This window comes from Kitasatospora sp. NPDC047058, from assembly GCF_040643935.1.
GTDB lineage: Bacteria > Actinomycetota > Actinomycetes > Streptomycetales > Streptomycetaceae > Kitasatospora.
Genome location: NZ_JBEYVJ010000164.1, coordinates 1 through 16038, shown reverse-complemented (window position 1 = coordinate 16038; position 16038 = coordinate 1). Strand labels below are relative to the sequence as shown.

Below are 16038 nucleotides of genomic sequence, written 5' to 3'. Positions count from 1 at the left end.
GGGATCGGCCGCGTCCGCGTCGGCCCGGCCGAGCGGGGTGACCAGGTGGCCCCGGGCGGCCGCCTCGCGGGCGACGGCGCCGCCCAGGTTCCCGCTCGCACCCAGGACCGCGATCCGCAGCCGCGGACGGGCGGCCGGGATCCCGTCGAGGAACTCCGCGATCAGCGGGGCGATGTCCGGCAGGCACTCCTCCAGCGCGAAGTGACCGGTCTCGAACAGGTGGATCCGCGCGTCCGGCACGTCCCGGAGGAAGGCGCGGGCGCCGGCCGGGAGGAAGAACGCGTCGTTCACGCCCCAGAGCACCAGGGTCGGCGGGCGGTGCTCGCGCAGCCACTGCTGCCACTGCGGGTAGAGATCGACGTTGCTGTGGTAGTCGAGGGCCAGCTCGGTCTGGGCCTCCCTGCGGCCGGGACGGTCCAGGTGGTGCTGGTCGAGGGTCCACCCGTCCGGGTCGACCAGCGCCGGCTCGGCGGTGCCGCCCTCGTACTGGCTGCGGGTGACCGGCAGCGTGAACAGCGGCTGCACGGCCCCCTCCGCACCCGGGACCCCGGGCCGGTTCGCGATGGCGCCGCGGGCCAGGTCGGACAGGCCTTCCTCGTAGGCGTTCGCGTTCTGCACGACCAGGCCGGTGATCCACTCCGGGTGCCGGGTGGCCAGCCGGAGGCCGACCGGGCCGCCGAAGTCGAAGGCGTAGAGCGCGAACCGGGTCAGCCCGAGGGCCTGCACGAAGCGCTCCGTCACGTCGGCGAGCGCGTCGAAGGAGTACCGGAAGCCGTCCGGGGCCTCGGTGTGCCCGAAGCCGGGGTAGTCCGGCGCCACCAGGTGGAAGCGGTCGCCGAGTGCGTCGATCAGCCGGCGGTACTGGTGTGAGGCGGACGGGAAGCCGTGCAGGAGCAGCAGCGTCGGCGCGTCGGCGGGTCCGGCCTCCCGGTAGAAGACGCGCACCCCGTCCACTTCGACGAACCGGTGTCGCACGTGGGGAATGGTCATGAGTCTGCCTTCCTTGGCTGGCGCTCGGCCGGTCGACAGGGCGTCGGCCGGCGCGTCCGGCGCGGGGGCGGACCACGATCCGGGCACGGCCCGCGCGCCTGCCGACCGCACGCGCACCGTGACGCCGTGCGGGCATGGCGGCGCGCAGCACCGAGCCCACCCCCCGAGCTAATGCAGGTCGATCTGCATTAGTCTTGATCCTGGCAAAGACACCCGCCTTAACGCAAGAGGACTGGCATTTGGACGGCATGACGCAGCAGCCCACCTCCCACGCGCCCGGCAGCCGGCGCCCCGGAGGCCGCACGGCGCGCACCCGCACCGCCGTCCTGGAGGCGACCCTCGCCGAACTGGTCGAGAACGGCTACGCGGACACCCGCGTCGACCGGATCGCCACCCGCGCCAACATCGCCGCCACCACCATCTACCGGCGCTGGGGAAGCCTGGAGAACATCGTGGTGGACCTCGCCGACGAGCTCGCGGTGACCATCGGCCTCGGCGAATCGGCCAGCCTGGAGGACGACCTGCGCACCGTGGCACGCGCCGTCGTCACCCTCAACGAGGACCCGGCCCACCGGGCCTGGCTCCAGGCCATGGTCTCCGCCGCCACCCGCTCCCCCTCGGCCCGCACGGCGCTGTCCTCGGTCCTCGCCCACCGCCGCGACATCTGCTCGGTCGCGGTCCGCGACGCCATCGCCCGCGGCGAGGTCCCGGCCGGCACCGACCCCCACGAGGTGATCCGGGCCACCGTCGCCCCGCTCTACCTGCGGATGTACATCAACGGCGAACCCGTCGGCCCGGCCGACGCCGACCGCGCCGCCACAGCCGCCACCCTGGCGGCCCGCGCGGGGCTGTACGTCCTGCCGCCCGGATCGGCTACCGGACCGGCCACACCGGAGGCACCCACGCCCGAGGCCTGACCCCCGGCACCTCCTGGGGCTTTACATCGTTCTGTCGCCTGACGCCGAGCGGATGGCGGTGGTGATCGTGCGGGTGTCCTGCTTCCAGAGCGGGACACGGCCGCACGGCCCCGGGCTCGTCACGACTCGCCCGACCCGTGTGGACCGTCCCACGTCACGACCAGGTCTGGGGCACCTCGTGGCGATGCACGAGATAGCGATCGAACGCCTCAAGCCCGTCCGGAACGAAGCGCCACTGCCGCACGGCGTCTCGCAGCTCCGTCTCCGTCAGCCAACCGTGCCAGGCGACCTCTTGCGGGTCGGGCGTCACCTCGCCCGTGATCACGGCCTCGTGCACGCCGAGCCAGTACGGGCTGATCGCCCCCCGGCACAGGAACTTGAACTGGAAGCGCACCGGCACGTGTACGCCCAGCTCCTCGACCAACTCCCTGGCCGCCGCCTGCTCATAGGACTCGCCCACGTCCACGGCCCCGCCGAACATCACCTCGTGGAGGCCGGGGAACCAGGACCGGTTCTCGGGCCGCCGGTAGACCAGTACCCGCCCCTGCTGATCACGGCAGATCGTCGTCGCGATGCGGTGCAGCCAGCCCCGACGGACGGCCTCGGCACGGTCCACCACCGTCAGCACCCGATCCTGATCATCTACGCGTTCTACGGGTTCATCCACGGCACCCACGATCCCACGACCGTCTGTCATATCTCCTGGCAGCCCGTTCAGGACCGGCTTTGAGGGCTGGCCAGCGTCTTGCCCGCGGCACCGGCCCGGGAGAGCCCGTCAACCGCGACGCAGATGCCGAAAACGCGGTCGTGGCCGGTCCAGCCGTTGATGCGGCCCCGGTTGTTGCTGATCTGCACGCGCCTCTTGACCGGATCGAGGGACGACACCAGGTGCAAGTACACCGTCCCGGCGACACGGGCGAGGACGATGTCGCCGGCCTCGAGCTTCGACGGGTCGACAGGGGCAACGACCACCAGCTGCCGACTGCGGATCAGCGGGACCATCGAGGACCCGCTCGGCCGGAACTCGACAGTGGCCCCGCCGGCAACCCTGGCCGCCACTCCGTCCAATGCACCCATCCGGCGATCGTCGCAGACTCAGCCGGGTCGGCCTACGGATTTTCGCTCCCCACCACCGACGAGGCGAACGTTGCCTGATCCTGCGCCTATGATCAGTAGCCCCTAACTCGCTGCGGCAGTCGGTAGACCTGGGCCGCGAGTCGACGGCCAGCGCCGATCCGTCAGGACCTGTCGCCACCGCGCACAGGGACCGCGTGACCGTCGTCGTCTGGATCACCGAAGGCACCTGGCCCGCCTGCGTGGACGCCGCCCGCGCCCACGCACCCGCGGAGGCGGGGATCGTCCTGCTCCATGTCAGCGGCCAGGAGATCCCCGGCGTCGCGCACGGCGCGTTCGCCGGGCTGCTCGGTCGCGGCCACCCCGAGCGCGACCCCGGCACCCGGGTGGAGACCCTGGCGGAGGCATCCGCCCGACGGCTCCTCTACGCCGCGGCCGGGCATCTCGGACGGACCTGCGCCCAGGTGGAGCGCACCGGGCGGGTCGAGCGCGAGGTCGTCGCGGCGGCCGAGGGCGCGACCCTGCTCGTACTCGCCCGCGACGGCGACCGCAGCCGTCTCGGACCGCACAGCCTCGGCCCCGCGACCCGGTTCGTCGTCGACCACGCGCCCTGTCAGGTGCTGCTGGTCCGGCCGGAACCCGCACCGGGCACCGCCACGATCCCTCCCCGCCCGACGGGCGGTAGCGGTGTCCCGCGGTCGGTGCCCGGCCCCCGCGCCGGCGTCACCCGCCCCGGTTCGCTCCGACGGGTCGGCACAGGTGCCGATCGCCCGCCCCCGGCATAGCGTGGCCGACGGAGCCCGCCCACCCGAGGACGAGCGCATCCTGCCCTGGAGGTCGGTTCATGCGCGCGGTGACCTACGACTCGTACGCCGGGGACAACTCCCGCCTGCGCTACGGCGAGGTGCCGGACCCCAAGGTGGGTCCCGGCCAGGTGCTGATCCGGGTCCGCGCGGCCGCCGTCAACCCGGTCGACTGGAAGGTCATGGCGGGCGGCCTGGACGGCATGATGGACACCGTCTTCCCCGTCGTCCCCGGCTGGGACGTGGCCGGCGAGGTCGCCGCGGTCGGCCCCGCCACCCCCGAGTTCACGCCCGGGGACGAGGTGATGGCCTACGCCCGCAAGGACGTGGTCCAGGCCGGCACCTTCGCCGAGTACGTCACGGTCGCCGCCCCCGCCGTGGCGCGCAAGCCCGCCGCGCTCGACTGGGCGCAGGCGGCCGGACTCCCCCTGGCCGGCCTGACCGCACTGCGCGGCCTGGACCGGCTCGCGGTCGGGCCGAAGGACGTGCTGCTGGTGCACGGCGCCGCGGGCGGCGTCGGCAGCCTCGCCGTCCAGCTCGGCCGCGACCGCGGGGCGCGGGTGATCGGCACCGCCTCGGAGCGCAACCACGCGTTCGTCCGCGAGTCGGGCGGCGAGCCGGTCAGCTACGGGGACGGCCTCACCGAGCGGGTGCGCGCGATCGCCCCCGCCGGGGTGACGGCCGTGGCGGACTTCGTCGGCGGCCAGCTGGAGACGACGCTGGCCGTGCTCGCCGACGGCGGGCGCCACGTCTCCGTCGCCGATCCGACCGCGGAGCGGCACGGCGGCCACTGGATCTGGGTCCGCCCGGACGGCGCCGCGCTGGCCGCACTGGCCGCCATGGCCGACCGGGGCGCGCTGACCGTCGAGGTCGCGGACACCTTCCCGCTGGAGCGTACGGGCGCGGCCTTCGACGCCAGCCGTACCGGCCACACCCGGGGGAAGCTGGTCATCGTGCCGTGACGTGCCCTGCGCGTGTTGCCGGGAGCGCGCGTGGCAGGGGCCGCATCCAGGCTGGAACGCACAGGCCGGAACCCCGTTCCGGCTGCGGCTGATCCGCGACACCGCGAGGAAGAGGCCACGCCCGCTGTACGGGCGGGCGTCGTCGCGCAGGGGACCGCAGGGGTCACAGCCCTTGCGCCAGCCGGTGGTAGGCCTGGTTCCAGCGCAGCTCCTTGGTGAAACGGCGCATCGTGGTGTCGTCGTCGATCACCAGGAGTTCCACGTCGAGCATCTCGGCGAGGTCGTCGAGCTCCTCGGTGCCGAGCGCACCGGAGAGCACGGTGTGGTGCGGCGCGCCGGCGGTCAGCCAGGCCTCGGCGGAGGTCTGCAGGTCCGGGCGCGGCCTCCAGACGGCACGGGCGACGGGCAGGTTGGGCAGTGGCTCCGGTGACGCAACCACGTCGATCTCGTTGGCGACCAGCCGGAAGCGGTCGCCCAGGTCGGCGAGGCCGACCACCACGGCCGGGCCGGGCTCGGCGTCGAAGACCAGGCGGACCGGGTCCTCGCGCCCGCCGATGCCGAGCGGGTGGATCTCGCACGAGGGGGTGCCGGCGGCGATGCTCGGGCAGACCTCCAGCATGTGCGCGCCGAGGATCAGCTCGCTGCCGAACTCCAGGTGGTAGGTGTAGTCCTCCATGAAGGAGGTGCCGCCGGCCTGCCCGGTGGAAGCCACCTTGAGCGTCCGCAGCAGGGTGGCGGTCTTCCAGTCGCCCTCGCCGCCGAAGCCGTAGCCGTCGGCCATCAGCCGCTGGACGGCGAGGCCGGGCAGCTGGCGCAGCCCGCCGAGGTCCTCGAAGTTCGTGGTGAAGGCCTTGAATCCGCCCTGCTCCAGGAAGCCGCGCAGGCCGAGCTCGATGCGCGCGGCGTAGCGCAGCGACACGTGGCGTTCCCCGCCGGCCCGCAGTTCGGGCGCGAGGCGGTAGCTGTCCTGGTACTCCTTGGTCAGTGCGGTGACGTCGCCGTCGTCGGCCGCGTCCACCGCGGCCACCAGCTCGTTGACGCCGTAGGTGTTGACGGAGACCCCGAAGCGCAGCTGGGCCTCGACCTTGTCGCCCTCGGTGACGGCCACGTCGCGCATGTTGTCGCCGAAGCGCGCGAGCCTGAGACCGCTGAGTTCGGCGCGGCCGGCGGCGGCGCGGGCCCAGGTGGCGACCCTGGCAGCCACGGTCGGTTCGCCGACGTGTCCGGCGACGGTCTTGCGGGCGCGTCCGAGACGGGACTGGATGAAGCCGAACTCGCGGTCGCCGTGAGCGGCCTGGTTCAGGTTCATGAAGTCCATGTCGATGGAGTCCCAGGGCAGTTCGACGTTGGCCTGGGTGTGCAGGTGGAGCAGCGGCTTCCGCAGGGCGTCGAGTCCCGCGATCCACATCTTGGCCGGGGAGAAGGTGTGCATCCAGGCGATCAGGCCGATGCAGTCGTCCGTGGAGTTGGCCTCCAGACAGACCCGGCGGATGGCGCTCGCGTCGGTGAGGACGGGCTTCCAGACGATCTCGACCGGTACGGCGGAGGCACGGTTCAGGGTTGCGGCGATCCGCTGGGACTGTTCGGCGACCTGGCGCAGCGTCTCCTCGCCGTAGAGTCCCTGGCTGCCGGTCAGGAACCAGACCTCGCGGCCTTCGAGTGGCTTGGTCATGCGGTGGCTCCTCGCCCGGCCTGGGGCTGGCCGTAGACGTTCTGGTAGCGGAAGTTGAGACTCTCGATGTCCGCCTGGGCGATCGGCAGCGGTTCGCCGAGCTGGCGGGAGAGGTGGACGGTGCGGGCGACGTCCTCGCACATCACGGCGGCCTTGACCGCGGCCTTGGCGTCCTTGCCGATGGTGAAGACGCCGTGGTTCTGCATCAGGACGGCGGGAGAGCGGTGGCCCTTGAGGGTGTCGACGATGCCGCGGCCGATCGAGTCGTCGCCGATCAGGGCGAACGGGCCGACCGGGATCTCGGCGCCGAACTCGTCGGCCATCGCGGTGAGTACGCAGGGGACGGCCTCACCCCGGGCGGCCCAGGCACAGGCGTAGGTGGAGTGCGTGTGGACGACTCCGCCGACCTCCGGGAGGTGGCGGTAGACGTAGGCGTGCGCAGCGGTGTCGGAGGAGGGCGCGTGCTCGCCCTCGACGACGTTGCCGTCGAGGTCGCAGACGATCATGTTCCGGGGCGTCAGCTCGTCGTAGGAGACGCCGCTGGGCTTGATGACCAGCAGGTCCTCGCCGGGGACGCGGGCGGAGACGTTGCCGGCCGTCCAGACCACCAGGTCGTAGCGGACCAGTTCCTGGTGGAGGTCGCTGACCTGGCGGCGGATGAGGTCGGTGGTCGCGTTCACGGAGCCTCGCTCGGTGTGGTGAGGGCGGCGTTGCGGATGTCGCGCAGGCGGTGCAGGAGCTTGTCGGCGCCCAGGCCGAAGTGGTCGTGCAGGGCGCGGTACTCGGCGAAGAGCCGGTCGTAGGTGTCGGCGGCGGCCTGGTCCGGCTGGTAGGCACCCCGGTGCACGCGCCCCATGGCGGCGGCCGCGGTCCGCACGTCGGGGTACGCTCCGGCGGCGACGGCGGCGTGGATCGCGGAGCCGAGGGCCGGGCCCTGCTCGGACTCCGCGACCGAGACCGGGCGGCGCAGTACGTCGGCGTAGATCTGCATCAGCAGGGCGTTCTTCTTGAGGCCGCCGGTGACGACGAACTCGGTGACCGGAACACCGCCCCGTTCCAGGGCCTCGACGATGACGCGGGTGCCGAAGGCGGTGGCCTCCAGCAGGGCCCGGTAGATCTCCTCGGGGCGGGTGGCCAGGGTGAGACCGACGATCACCCCGGACAGGTGGTGGTCGACCAGGGTGGAGCGGTTGCCGTTCATCCAGTCGAGCGCCACCAGTCCGTGCGCACCGACGGGCTGGCCGGCGGCCTTGCGGGTGAGGAGCCGGTGCAGGTCCTCGCCGTTCGCCTCGGCCTCGGCCAGGTAGTCGGCGGGCAGGCCCTGGCGCAGCCACCAGGCGAAGATGTCACCGACGGCGCTCTGGCCGGCCTCGTATCCGTAGGAGCCGGCGACGATGCCGTCCTCGACCACGCCGCAGATGCCGGGGACGTCGGCGAGGGCGGCACCGTTGACCACGTGGCAGGTGGACGTGCCCATGATGGCGAGGAGTTGGCCGTTGTCGACGGCCCGGGCGGCCGGCGCGGCGACGTGGGCGTCGACGTTGCCGGCTGCGACGGGGGTGCCGGCGGGCAGGCCGGTCCACTCCGCCGCCTGCGCGGTCAGCCGGCCCGCCCGGGAGCCGAGTGGGGAGAGCGGGTGCTCCAGACGGGTCCGGGCGAAGTCCGCGAAGCCCGGGTGGAGCGCGGCGAGGTAGTCCTCGCCCGGGTAGCCGCCGTCCTGGTGGATGCCCTTGTAGCCGGCGGTGCAGGTGTTGCGGCTTTCGGCGCCGGTGAGCTGCCAGACGATCCAGTCGGCGGCCTCGATCCAGCGCTCGCAGGCGGCGTAGACGGCCGGGTCCTCCTCCAGGACCTGGAGGGCCTTGGCGTACTGCCACTCGGCGGAGATCCTGCCGCCGTACCGGGAGATCCAGCTCTCGGCGCGGGCGTGGGCCAGTGCGTTGATCCGGTCCGCCTGGGGCTGCGCGGCGTGGTGCTTCCAGAGCTTGGGCCAGGCGTGCGGGTGGGACGCCCAGCCGTCCGTCTCGGCGAGCGGGGTGCCGTCGGCGAGCACCGGCAGGACGGTGCAGGCGGTGAAGTCGGTGGCGATGCCGATGACGTGGACGGGGTCGACGCCGGCGGCGGCGAGCGCGGCCGGGACGGCGGTGCACAGCACCTCGCGCCAGTCCGCCGGGTGCTGCAGCGCCCAGTCGGGCGGCAACGCCAGTCCGGTGCCCGGCAGTTCGCGTTCGATGACGGCGTGCGGGTAGTCGTGCACGGCGGTGCCCAGTTCCTCGCCGTCCCGGACGCGGACCACCACGGCGCGGCCGGAGAGGGTACCGAAGTCGACGCCGACGACATACCGGTCCGGGTCGGGGGCGGCAGGAATCACGGTTGCTTCCTCATCCTTCGTACAGGAGGCCTCGGTTGTCGCCTGTCGCCGGTGTGCTCCTCGACCGGGGCAGGGGGTGCGCGCCGGCGACAGGCTTCGTTCCGCCGCCTCTCCCTCCGAAGGGCGGAACGTCTGGCCGTCGGCCGGGCTCACAGGAACGGGATCGGGTGGCCCGGCCGACGGGGAATGGCGTTCACTTGTTAACGCTCACAGGAATTGTTAGCGCTAACAAACATGCTGTCAAGAGAGGTTCACGCGAGCGGAGCCCGCCAAGCCGGGTGTTCGGGGCAGCGCGCGCTGCACTGCGGACCGGATGCCGGAGCCCCCGGCTCAGCGCCCGATGGCCGGGCCTGCGCTGCGCCGCAACACCATCTCCGGGGAGATCTGCACATGGGTCGGCGAGGACGTGCCGCCCTCCAGCTCCCCGACGAGCAGTTCCAGGGCCCGCCTGCCGAGCTCGCCGAAGTCCTGCCGCACGGTGGTCAGCGGCGGGGTGAAGTAGGCGGCCTCCGGAATGTCGTCGAAGCCGACCACGCTGATCTCGTCCGGGACCGACCGACCCGCCTCGTGCAGGGCGCGCAGCAGGCCGAGGGCCATGTGATCGTTCGCACAGAAGACGGCGGTGACGCCACGCAGTCCGGCGATCCGCAGCCCGGCCTGGTAGCCCGAACGAGCGCTCCAGTCGCCGCGCTCCACCTCGGGCACGGGGGCCCCGGCCGCCTGCAGCGTCAGCCGCCACCCCTCCTCCCGGTCCTTGCTCTCCAGCCAGTTGGCCGGCCCGGCGAGGTGGTGCACCGTGCGGTGGCCCAGGTCGAGCAGGTAGCCGGTGGCCTCTCCGGCACCGTAGCGGTTGCCCACCGAGACCATCGGCAGCTGGGTCTGGTTACCCGAACCGACCGCGACGATCGGCACCGAGCTGGAGAGCCGGGACACCGCACTGACGGCCGCGGTCTGCGGCGCGATCACGACCACGCCCTCCACACCCTGGTCGCGCAACCGGTCGACGGCCTCCTGGACCGAACGGCCGTCAAGGGAGCGCAGGCTCGTCACGCTGACGAAGTACCCGGCGCTGCGCGCGGCCCGCTCGATGCCGTCCAGCATCGACGCGGGGCCGTACAGGGTCGAGTCGAAGCTGACCACCCCGAGGGTCTGCGAGCGCCGGGTGACCAGCGCGCGGGCGGCGGAGTTGGGCCGGTAGTCGAGCTCCCGTATGGCCGCCAGCACCCGGTCCCGGGTGTCGGGCCGCACGTGCGGGGCGCCGTTGAGCACCCGGGAAACCGTCTGGTGGGACACCCCCGCCAGCTTCGCCACGTCCGCCATCACGGGCTGGCGCGATTCCGTCCCGGTGCTGTCGGTTCCCACTCGCACTTCCCTCCTCGGCTGCGGACCACAGTACGCGACCGGGTCCGGGCCAATCCGTCACCCTCGGTTCAACCGTGAGCCGTCTCTTCATACCAGCCATACAGGGAGCCGGCATGTGCCACCCTTGCCAAGTTAACGCTCACAGCCGCGCCGCGGAGGTGATCGCCGAGATCACCCACCCCGTTCCCGCACGGCGACGGCGACCGGTGAGAGAATCGGCACTCAGCGTGATCGGACCAGGGCCGGGGCGGTGAGGATGGGCGCGGCCAGGCCGCTCCCGGTTCGCGGACCCTGCGCGGACGGCAGCCGGCTCCACCTCGCGCTCAGGACTCCAGGAAGCCCGACCACACCGGAGCGCTGCGCCGGCCGGCGCTCCGAGGCACACCCGGCGCACCGGTCGACGTCGTGCACGACGAACCGCGCGGGCCGGACGGCGGTCACGGCGCGAGCGGGGCCACCGGCGAGCCGCGACCGTCGAGCCGCGGCCTCGGTACCCAGGCGTTCCAGCCGCCCCTGGCCCGTCTCCTGTCGAATGCTCAGACGAAGCACTCCGGAACAGCCCTCTCCGGTGGGCGCACGCCCCGTCAAACCGGCTGCCGGGCCGCTGGGATCCAGCAATGATCCCACTCCTCTTGACGCCACTCTTGTGAGCGTTAACACTTCATGTCACGCCAGGCCAGAGCTGCCGCAGCCCGCCCTTCCACGGCACCGGGCCCCGCTCCGGCCGGCGCCGCCCGACCGCTCCCGGTCGCCCGACCAGGGTCGCTCTGTGCCGGTCGCGGAACACCATCACTGGAGGAACTAGTGCGGAAGCTTTCAGCGGGCCTCGTCGCAGTGGGTCTGACGCTCTCGCTGGCCGCCTGCGGCCAGAGCGCCAACGGCGCCGGCGACGGGGCGGCCAAGGGCGACGCCAAGGGCGGCCTCGTGGGCATCGCGATGCCGACCAAGTCGTCCGAACGCTGGATCAACGACGGCACCAACATGGTCAAGGAATTCCAGGCCAAGGGCTACAAGACCGACCTGCAGTACGGCGACAACGTGGTCGAGAACCAGGTCTCCCAGGTGGAGAACATGATCACCAAGGGCGCCAAGCTGCTGGTGATCGCCGCCATCGACGGTTCCTCCCTCACCAATGTGCTGCAGAAGGCCGCCGACGCGCACATCCCGGTCATCTCCTACGACCGGCTGATCCGGGGCACCCAGAACGTCGACTACTACGCGACCTTCGACAACTACAAGGTCGGTGTGCTCCAGGGCGGCTACATCGCCGACAAGCTCGGCCTCAAGGACGGCAAGGGGCCGTTCAACATCGAGCTGTTCGCCGGTTCGCCGGACGACAACAACGCCACCTTCTTCTTCAACGGCGCGATGAGCGTCCTCAAGCCGTACATCGACCAGAAGAAGCTGGTCGTGCAGAGCGGCCAGACCGAGTTCAACCAGGTCGCCACGCTGCGCTGGGACGGCGGTGTCGCCCAGTCCCGGATGGACAACCTGCTGAGCAAGGCCTACACCAGCGCCCATGTCGACGCCGTACTGTCGCCGTACGACGGCATCTCGATCGGGATCCTCTCCTCGCTCAAGGGCGTCGGCTACGGCACGGCCAAGGCGCTGCCCATCGTCACGGGCCAGGACGGCGAGCTGGCCTCGGTGAAGTCGATCATCGCGGGCGAGCAGACCCAGACCGTCTACAAGGACACCCGGCAACTCGCCAAGGCCGCCGTCCAGATGGGCGACGCACTGCTGACCGGCGGAAAGCCCGAGGTCAACGACACCACCCAGTACAACAACGGGGTGAAGACCGTTCCGGCCCAGCTGCTGCAGCCGGTCAGCGTCGACAAGAACAACTACCAGCAGGTCCTGGTCGACAGCGGCCAGTACACCGCGGACCAGCTCAAGTAGCCCGGGGGCCCGGTCGACGGGCCCGCGCCGAAACCGGCTGTGCGGAACCCGGGCTCTCCGGCCCCGGGGCCTCCTCCCCCACCGCACCGCCCCGAACGATACGGACGCACACCATGGCTGGACCCGTTCTCGAAATGCGGTCGATCAGCAAGTCGTTCCCCGGCGTCAATGCGCTCTCCGAGGTCAACCTGACCGTCGCCGCCGGTGAGGTGCACGCCGTCTGCGGCGAGAACGGCGCCGGCAAGTCCACCCTGATGAAGGTGCTCAGTGGCGTCTACCCGCACGGCGGCTACGAGGGCGAGATCCTCTTCGAGGGCGAGCCCTGCCGGTTCAAGGACATCCGGGCCAGCGAGCAGCGCGGCATCGTCATCATCCACCAGGAACTGGCCCTGGTGCCGTACCTGTCCATCGCCGAGAACGTCTTCCTCGGCAACGAGCACGCCACCCGGGGCATCATCAGCTGGCACCGCACGCTCACCCATGCCGCCGAACTGCTGCGCCGGGTCGGCCTCGACGAGAGCCCGCACACCCGGGTCGCGGACCTCGGCGTGGGCAAGCAGCAGCTGGTCGAGATCGCCAAGGCGCTCGCCAAGAAGGTCAAGCTGCTCATCCTGGACGAGCCGACCGCCTCGCTGAACGACGAGGACAGCCGTAAGCTCCTCGACCTGATCCTGGAACTCAAGGCGCAGGGCATCTCCTGCATCATCATCTCGCACAAGCTGAACGAGATCGCCCGGGTCGCCGACGCCGTCACCATCCTTCGCGACGGGCGGACCATCGAGACCATCGCGATCGGCCCGGAGGGCATCTCCGAGGACCGGATCATCCGCGGCATGGTCGGCCGGGACCTGGAACACCGCTATCCCGAACGCACACCCGAGGTCGGCGAGATCGCCTTCGAGGTCGAGGACTGGACCGTCCGGCACCCGATCGAGCAGCACCGCACCGTGGTGAACGGCGCCTCGCTGAACGTGCGGCGCGGCGAGATCGTCGGCATCGCCGGGCTGATGGGCGCCGGCCGCACGGAACTCGCGATGAGCGTCTTCGGCCGCTCGTACGGGCGGTGGGGCGGCGGGCGGGTGCGGCTGCACGGCCGGGAGATCCGCACCCGGACGGTGCCGGAGGCGATCGGACACGGCCTCGCCTACGTCACCGAGGACCGCAAGCACCTCGGGCTCAACCTCATCGACGACATCAGCCGGAACATCTCGCTGAGCGCACTCGGCAAGGTCGCCCGGTACGGCCGGGTCGACCGGCACGCGGAGAGCAGGGTCGCCGAATCGTTCCGTCAGACCATGAACATCAAGGCCCCGACGGTGTTCACCCGGACCGGCACGCTCAGCGGAGGCAACCAGCAGAAGGTCGTCCTCAGCAAGTGGATCTTCGCCGAACCGGAGGTGCTGATCCTCGACGAGCCCACCCGGGGCATCGACATCGGCGCGAAGGCGGAGATCTACGCCGTCATCGCCGAGCTGGCCGCCCAAGGCAAGGCCGTGCTCGTCATCTCGTCCGAACTCCCCGAACTCCTGGGCCTCTGCGACCGGATCTACACCATGGCCGAAGGCCGGATCACCGGCGAGGTCGCCCGTGCCGACGCGACCCAGGAAAACCTCATGCGGCTCATGACCATGAGCACCGCATCCAGCAACGAGCAGGTGTGAGGCATGGCCCAGACCGAGATCATCCCGGATTCGTCCCCGACGGCGCCTCGTGCGGCCCCGAGCCGGTCCATCGGCTCCGCCCTGGCCGGTGCGCTGCGCGGCAACGTACGCCAGTACGGCATGCTCGTCGCGCTGGCCCTGATCGTGCTGCTGTTCCAGATCTGGACGGACGGCATCCTGCTCCAGCCGCTCAACATCACCAACCTGATCCAGCAGAACGGCTACATCCTGATCCTGGCGATCGGCATGATGATCGTCATCATCGCCGGGCACATCGACCTCTCGGTCGGGTCACTCGCCGCCTTCGTCGGGGCGGCCGCCGCCGTGATGATGGTCAAGCACCACCTGCCCTGGCCGGTGGCCCTGCTCGTGGCGCTGGCGATCGGGGCGCTCGCCGGCGCCTGGCAGGGCTTCTGGATCGCCTACCTCGGGATCCCGTCCTTCATCGTCACCCTGGCGGGCATGCTGCTGTTCCGCGGCGGCACCCAGATCCTGCTGCAGGGTCAGTCGGTCGCCCCGTTCCCCAAGGGCTTCCAGGGCATCAGCAGCGGGTTCCTCCCCGAGGTCGGCCCGCACACCGACTACCACAACCTCACCCTGCTGCTGGGCGTCGCGGTGCTGTCCGTCGCCGTCCTCCAGGAAGTGCGCGGGCGTCGCCAGACCGCCTCGTACGGGCTGGAGGTCCTCCCGCTCGGACTGTTCCTGGCCAAGCTCGCCGTGATCACGGCGGCCGTGGTCGCGTTCACATTGCTGCTGGCCAGCTACCACGGCGTGCCGATCGTCCTGCTGATCCTCGGCGCCCTGCTGGTCGGCTTCGGCTACCTGATGCGCAACTCGATCATCGGCCGTCACACCTACGCGATCGGTGGCAACGAGGCCGCGGCCAAGCTGTCCGGGGTGAAGAGCAAGCGCGTCGTCTTCCTCGCCTTCACCAACATGGGCGTCCTCGCAGCGCTCGCCGGACTGGTCTTCGCGGCACGGCTCAACGCCGGCACGCCGCAGGCCGGCATCAACTTCGAACTGGAGGCCATTGCCGCCGCCTTCATCGGCGGCGCCTCCGCCAGCGGTGGCGTGGGCACCGTCCTCGGCGCGATCATCGGCGGCCTGGTCCTGGGCGTGCTGAACAACGGCATGTCGCTCGTCGGCGTCGGCACCGACTACCAGCAGGTCATCAAGGGCCTGGTGCTCCTCGCGGCCGTCGGCTTCGACGTCTACAACAAGCGCAAGGCCGGTTCCTGACCTGGCCCGCCCCCAGCGCGTGCGGGGACCGGAACGGTGATCGTGGACACCGCGCCGGTCCCCGCATGTGCCGTGGCTGCTCCAGCCGATGTCTTGGGCCGGCCCGGAAGGCCGCCGCCGCTCGGAGGCGGTGCCGCTCCACCTGCACGGCCCGGCGTCCGGGGACTTCGTGCCCGCCCGGCGCCGGGCCTCCGGTCAGGCCGCCGCCGGAAGCCCGACCAACTCGGCGGAGCCGCTGCGGTTGTGGCGCTCCTGCCAGAGTTCCAGGGCGCTGCGGCAGGCGTGGTCGAGGTGGCGCACGCCGGAGAGATCGAGGCTGACGGGGCGGTCCGCCGGCAGTTCCTCCAGGGATTCCAGGGTTTCCAGCAGCCGGGGCAGCCGGAGGAAGGTGGCATTCCCGTGCAGGGTCACCCGGACGGCGCCGTCGGCCGGATCGGTGACGGCGATGTGCAGGTGAGAGGTGTCCCAGGCGCTCTTGAGCACCGCGAGGAGCAGACCGAGCAGCACGCCTTCGAGCAGGTTGGTCACCACCACGGCCAGGGCGGTGACCGTCAGGATGGCCGCCTCGCCGCGGTCGGCCCGCCAGAGCGGGCGCAGCGTGCGGAGCGGGACCAGTTTGGCGCCGGCGTGCACCAGGACGCCGGCCAGGGCCGCGAGCGGGATGGCCGAGAGCGCGGCCGGGAACAGTGCGGCGAAGAGCAGCAGCCACAGTCCGTGCAGTACCCGGGAGGCCTTGGTACGGGCGCCGGCCTGCACGTTGGCGGCGCTGCGCACGATCACGGCGGTCATCGGGAGTGCACCGAGGAGTCCGCAGACGGTGTTGCCGACTCCCTGGGCGAGCAGTTCGCGGTCGTAGTCCGTGCGCGGGCCGTCGTGCAGGCGGTCGACGGCCGCGGCGCTGAACAGGCTCTCGGCCGAGGCGATCAGTGCGAACGCGAGCGCCGTACCGAGGACGCCGAGGCTGCCGAGCGCCGCGAGTTCGGAGCCGCCGGGCAGATCGACCACCCCCGCGAGACCGGCCACCCGGACCCGGGCGACGGGCAGGTCGAACAGGGCGGTGGCGGCCCGTCGGTGACGGTCTGCTTCGGGCA

Annotated in this window: 14 protein-coding genes; 6 read left to right on the top strand and 8 right to left on the bottom strand. The window is 71.6% G+C overall.

The window, feature by feature from the left end:
- A partial coding sequence (locus ABZ885_RS23130; protein ID WP_360191699.1) for an alpha/beta fold hydrolase occupies nucleotides 1-990 on the bottom strand: 990 nt, incomplete at its 3' end.
- A 248-nt stretch (nucleotides 991-1238) separates the two neighbouring features.
- On the opposite strand from ABZ885_RS23130, the gene ABZ885_RS23125 reads away from it, so the two are divergent.
- Nucleotides 1239-1907: a TetR/AcrR family transcriptional regulator gene (locus ABZ885_RS23125; RefSeq protein WP_360191696.1), complete on the top strand. Its 669-nt coding sequence runs from the start codon at nucleotides 1239-1241 to the stop codon at nucleotides 1905-1907.
- Between the two features lie 154 nt (nucleotides 1908-2061).
- Here the strand turns inward: ABZ885_RS23125 and ABZ885_RS23120 are convergent, their stop codons facing one another.
- Both ABZ885_RS23120 and ABZ885_RS23115 read right to left on the bottom strand, forming a co-directional pair.
- The gene (locus ABZ885_RS23120) at nucleotides 2062-2574 is read right to left on the bottom strand and encodes an NUDIX domain-containing protein (protein WP_360191693.1); all 513 of its coding nucleotides are present in this window, start codon (nucleotides 2572-2574) and stop codon (nucleotides 2062-2064) included.
- Between the two features lie 47 nt (nucleotides 2575-2621).
- Nucleotides 2622-2984 carry a S26 family signal peptidase gene (locus ABZ885_RS23115; protein WP_360191690.1) on the bottom strand — a complete coding sequence of 121 codons (363 nt, stop codon included), beginning with the start codon at nucleotides 2982-2984 and terminating at the stop codon, nucleotides 2622-2624.
- A gap of 194 nt (nucleotides 2985-3178) precedes the next feature.
- Between ABZ885_RS23115 and ABZ885_RS23110 the strand changes: the two genes are divergently transcribed.
- Together ABZ885_RS23110 and ABZ885_RS23105 are read left to right on the top strand one after the other, a co-directional pair.
- On the top strand, nucleotides 3179-3766 hold the full coding sequence (locus tag ABZ885_RS23110) for a universal stress protein (protein WP_360191687.1): 588 nt from the start codon (nucleotides 3179-3181) through the stop codon (nucleotides 3764-3766).
- Nucleotides 3767-3825: 59 nt separating this feature from the next.
- Complete coding sequence (locus ABZ885_RS23105; RefSeq protein ID WP_360191684.1) at nucleotides 3826-4746, top strand: NADP-dependent oxidoreductase; 921 nt, start codon at nucleotides 3826-3828, stop codon at nucleotides 4744-4746.
- Nucleotides 4747-4909: 163 nt separating this feature from the next.
- Here ABZ885_RS23105 and araA read toward each other — a convergent pair whose 3' ends face one another.
- From araA to ABZ885_RS23085, 4 genes are all read right to left on the bottom strand, one after another.
- Nucleotides 4910-6418, bottom strand: a complete 1509-nt coding sequence (gene araA / locus ABZ885_RS23100) for an L-arabinose isomerase (RefSeq protein ID WP_360191681.1) — start codon at nucleotides 6416-6418, stop codon at nucleotides 4910-4912.
- Nucleotides 6415-7098: an L-ribulose-5-phosphate 4-epimerase gene (locus ABZ885_RS23095; RefSeq protein ID WP_360191679.1), complete on the bottom strand. Its 684-nt coding sequence runs from the start codon at nucleotides 7096-7098 to the stop codon at nucleotides 6415-6417. Before ABZ885_RS23095 ends, araA begins: the two co-directional genes overlap by 4 nt.
- Nucleotides 7095-8786 (bottom strand): ribulokinase, encoded by a 1692-nt coding sequence (locus ABZ885_RS23090; protein WP_360191677.1) that lies wholly within the window; start codon nucleotides 8784-8786, stop codon nucleotides 7095-7097. Before ABZ885_RS23090 ends, ABZ885_RS23095 begins: the two co-directional genes overlap by 4 nt.
- Nucleotides 8787-9116: 330 nt before the next feature.
- On the bottom strand, nucleotides 9117-10148 hold the full coding sequence (locus tag ABZ885_RS23085; protein WP_360191674.1) for a LacI family DNA-binding transcriptional regulator: 1032 nt from the start codon (nucleotides 10146-10148) through the stop codon (nucleotides 9117-9119).
- A gap of 804 nt (nucleotides 10149-10952) precedes the next feature.
- On the opposite strand from ABZ885_RS23085, the gene chvE reads away from it, so the two are divergent.
- From chvE to mmsB, 3 genes are all read left to right on the top strand, one after another.
- Nucleotides 10953-12047 carry a multiple monosaccharide ABC transporter substrate-binding protein gene (gene chvE, locus ABZ885_RS23080; protein WP_360191671.1) on the top strand — a complete coding sequence of 365 codons (1095 nt, stop codon included), beginning with the start codon at nucleotides 10953-10955 and terminating at the stop codon, nucleotides 12045-12047.
- Between the two features lie 113 nt (nucleotides 12048-12160).
- A complete protein-coding gene (gene mmsA, locus ABZ885_RS23075; protein ID WP_360191669.1) occupies nucleotides 12161-13708 on the top strand; it encodes a multiple monosaccharide ABC transporter ATP-binding protein in 1548 nt (515 codons plus the stop codon).
- 3 nt (nucleotides 13709-13711) lie between these two features.
- Nucleotides 13712-14947, top strand: coding sequence for a multiple monosaccharide ABC transporter permease (gene mmsB, locus ABZ885_RS23070; RefSeq protein WP_360191666.1), 1236 nt, complete (start codon nucleotides 13712-13714; stop codon nucleotides 14945-14947).
- A gap of 195 nt (nucleotides 14948-15142) precedes the next feature.
- On the opposite strand, the gene ABZ885_RS23065 is transcribed toward mmsB, so the two are convergent.
- Nucleotides 15143-16038: solute carrier family 23 protein (locus ABZ885_RS23065; RefSeq protein ID WP_360191663.1), on the bottom strand; the 896-nt coding region annotated here is incomplete at its 5' end.

What these genes read in the sequence shown, in the direction of transcription:
- ABZ885_RS23125 (WP_360191696.1), top strand. Translation starts at nt 1,239, where the DNA reads ATGACGCAGCAGCCCACCTCCCACGCGCCCGGCAGCCGGCGCCCCGGA.
- ABZ885_RS23115 (WP_360191690.1), bottom strand. Translation starts at nt 2,984, where the DNA reads ATGGGTGCATTGGACGGAGTGGCGGCCAGGGTTGCCGGCGGGGCCACT.
- mmsA (WP_360191669.1), top strand. Translation starts at nt 12,161, where the DNA reads ATGGCTGGACCCGTTCTCGAAATGCGGTCGATCAGCAAGTCGTTCCCC.
- ABZ885_RS23105 (WP_360191684.1), top strand. Translation starts at nt 3,826, where the DNA reads ATGCGCGCGGTGACCTACGACTCGTACGCCGGGGACAACTCCCGCCTG.
- mmsB (WP_360191666.1), top strand. Translation starts at nt 13,712, where the DNA reads ATGGCCCAGACCGAGATCATCCCGGATTCGTCCCCGACGGCGCCTCGT.
- araA (WP_360191681.1), bottom strand. Translation starts at nt 6,418, where the DNA reads ATGACCAAGCCACTCGAAGGCCGCGAGGTCTGGTTCCTGACCGGCAGC.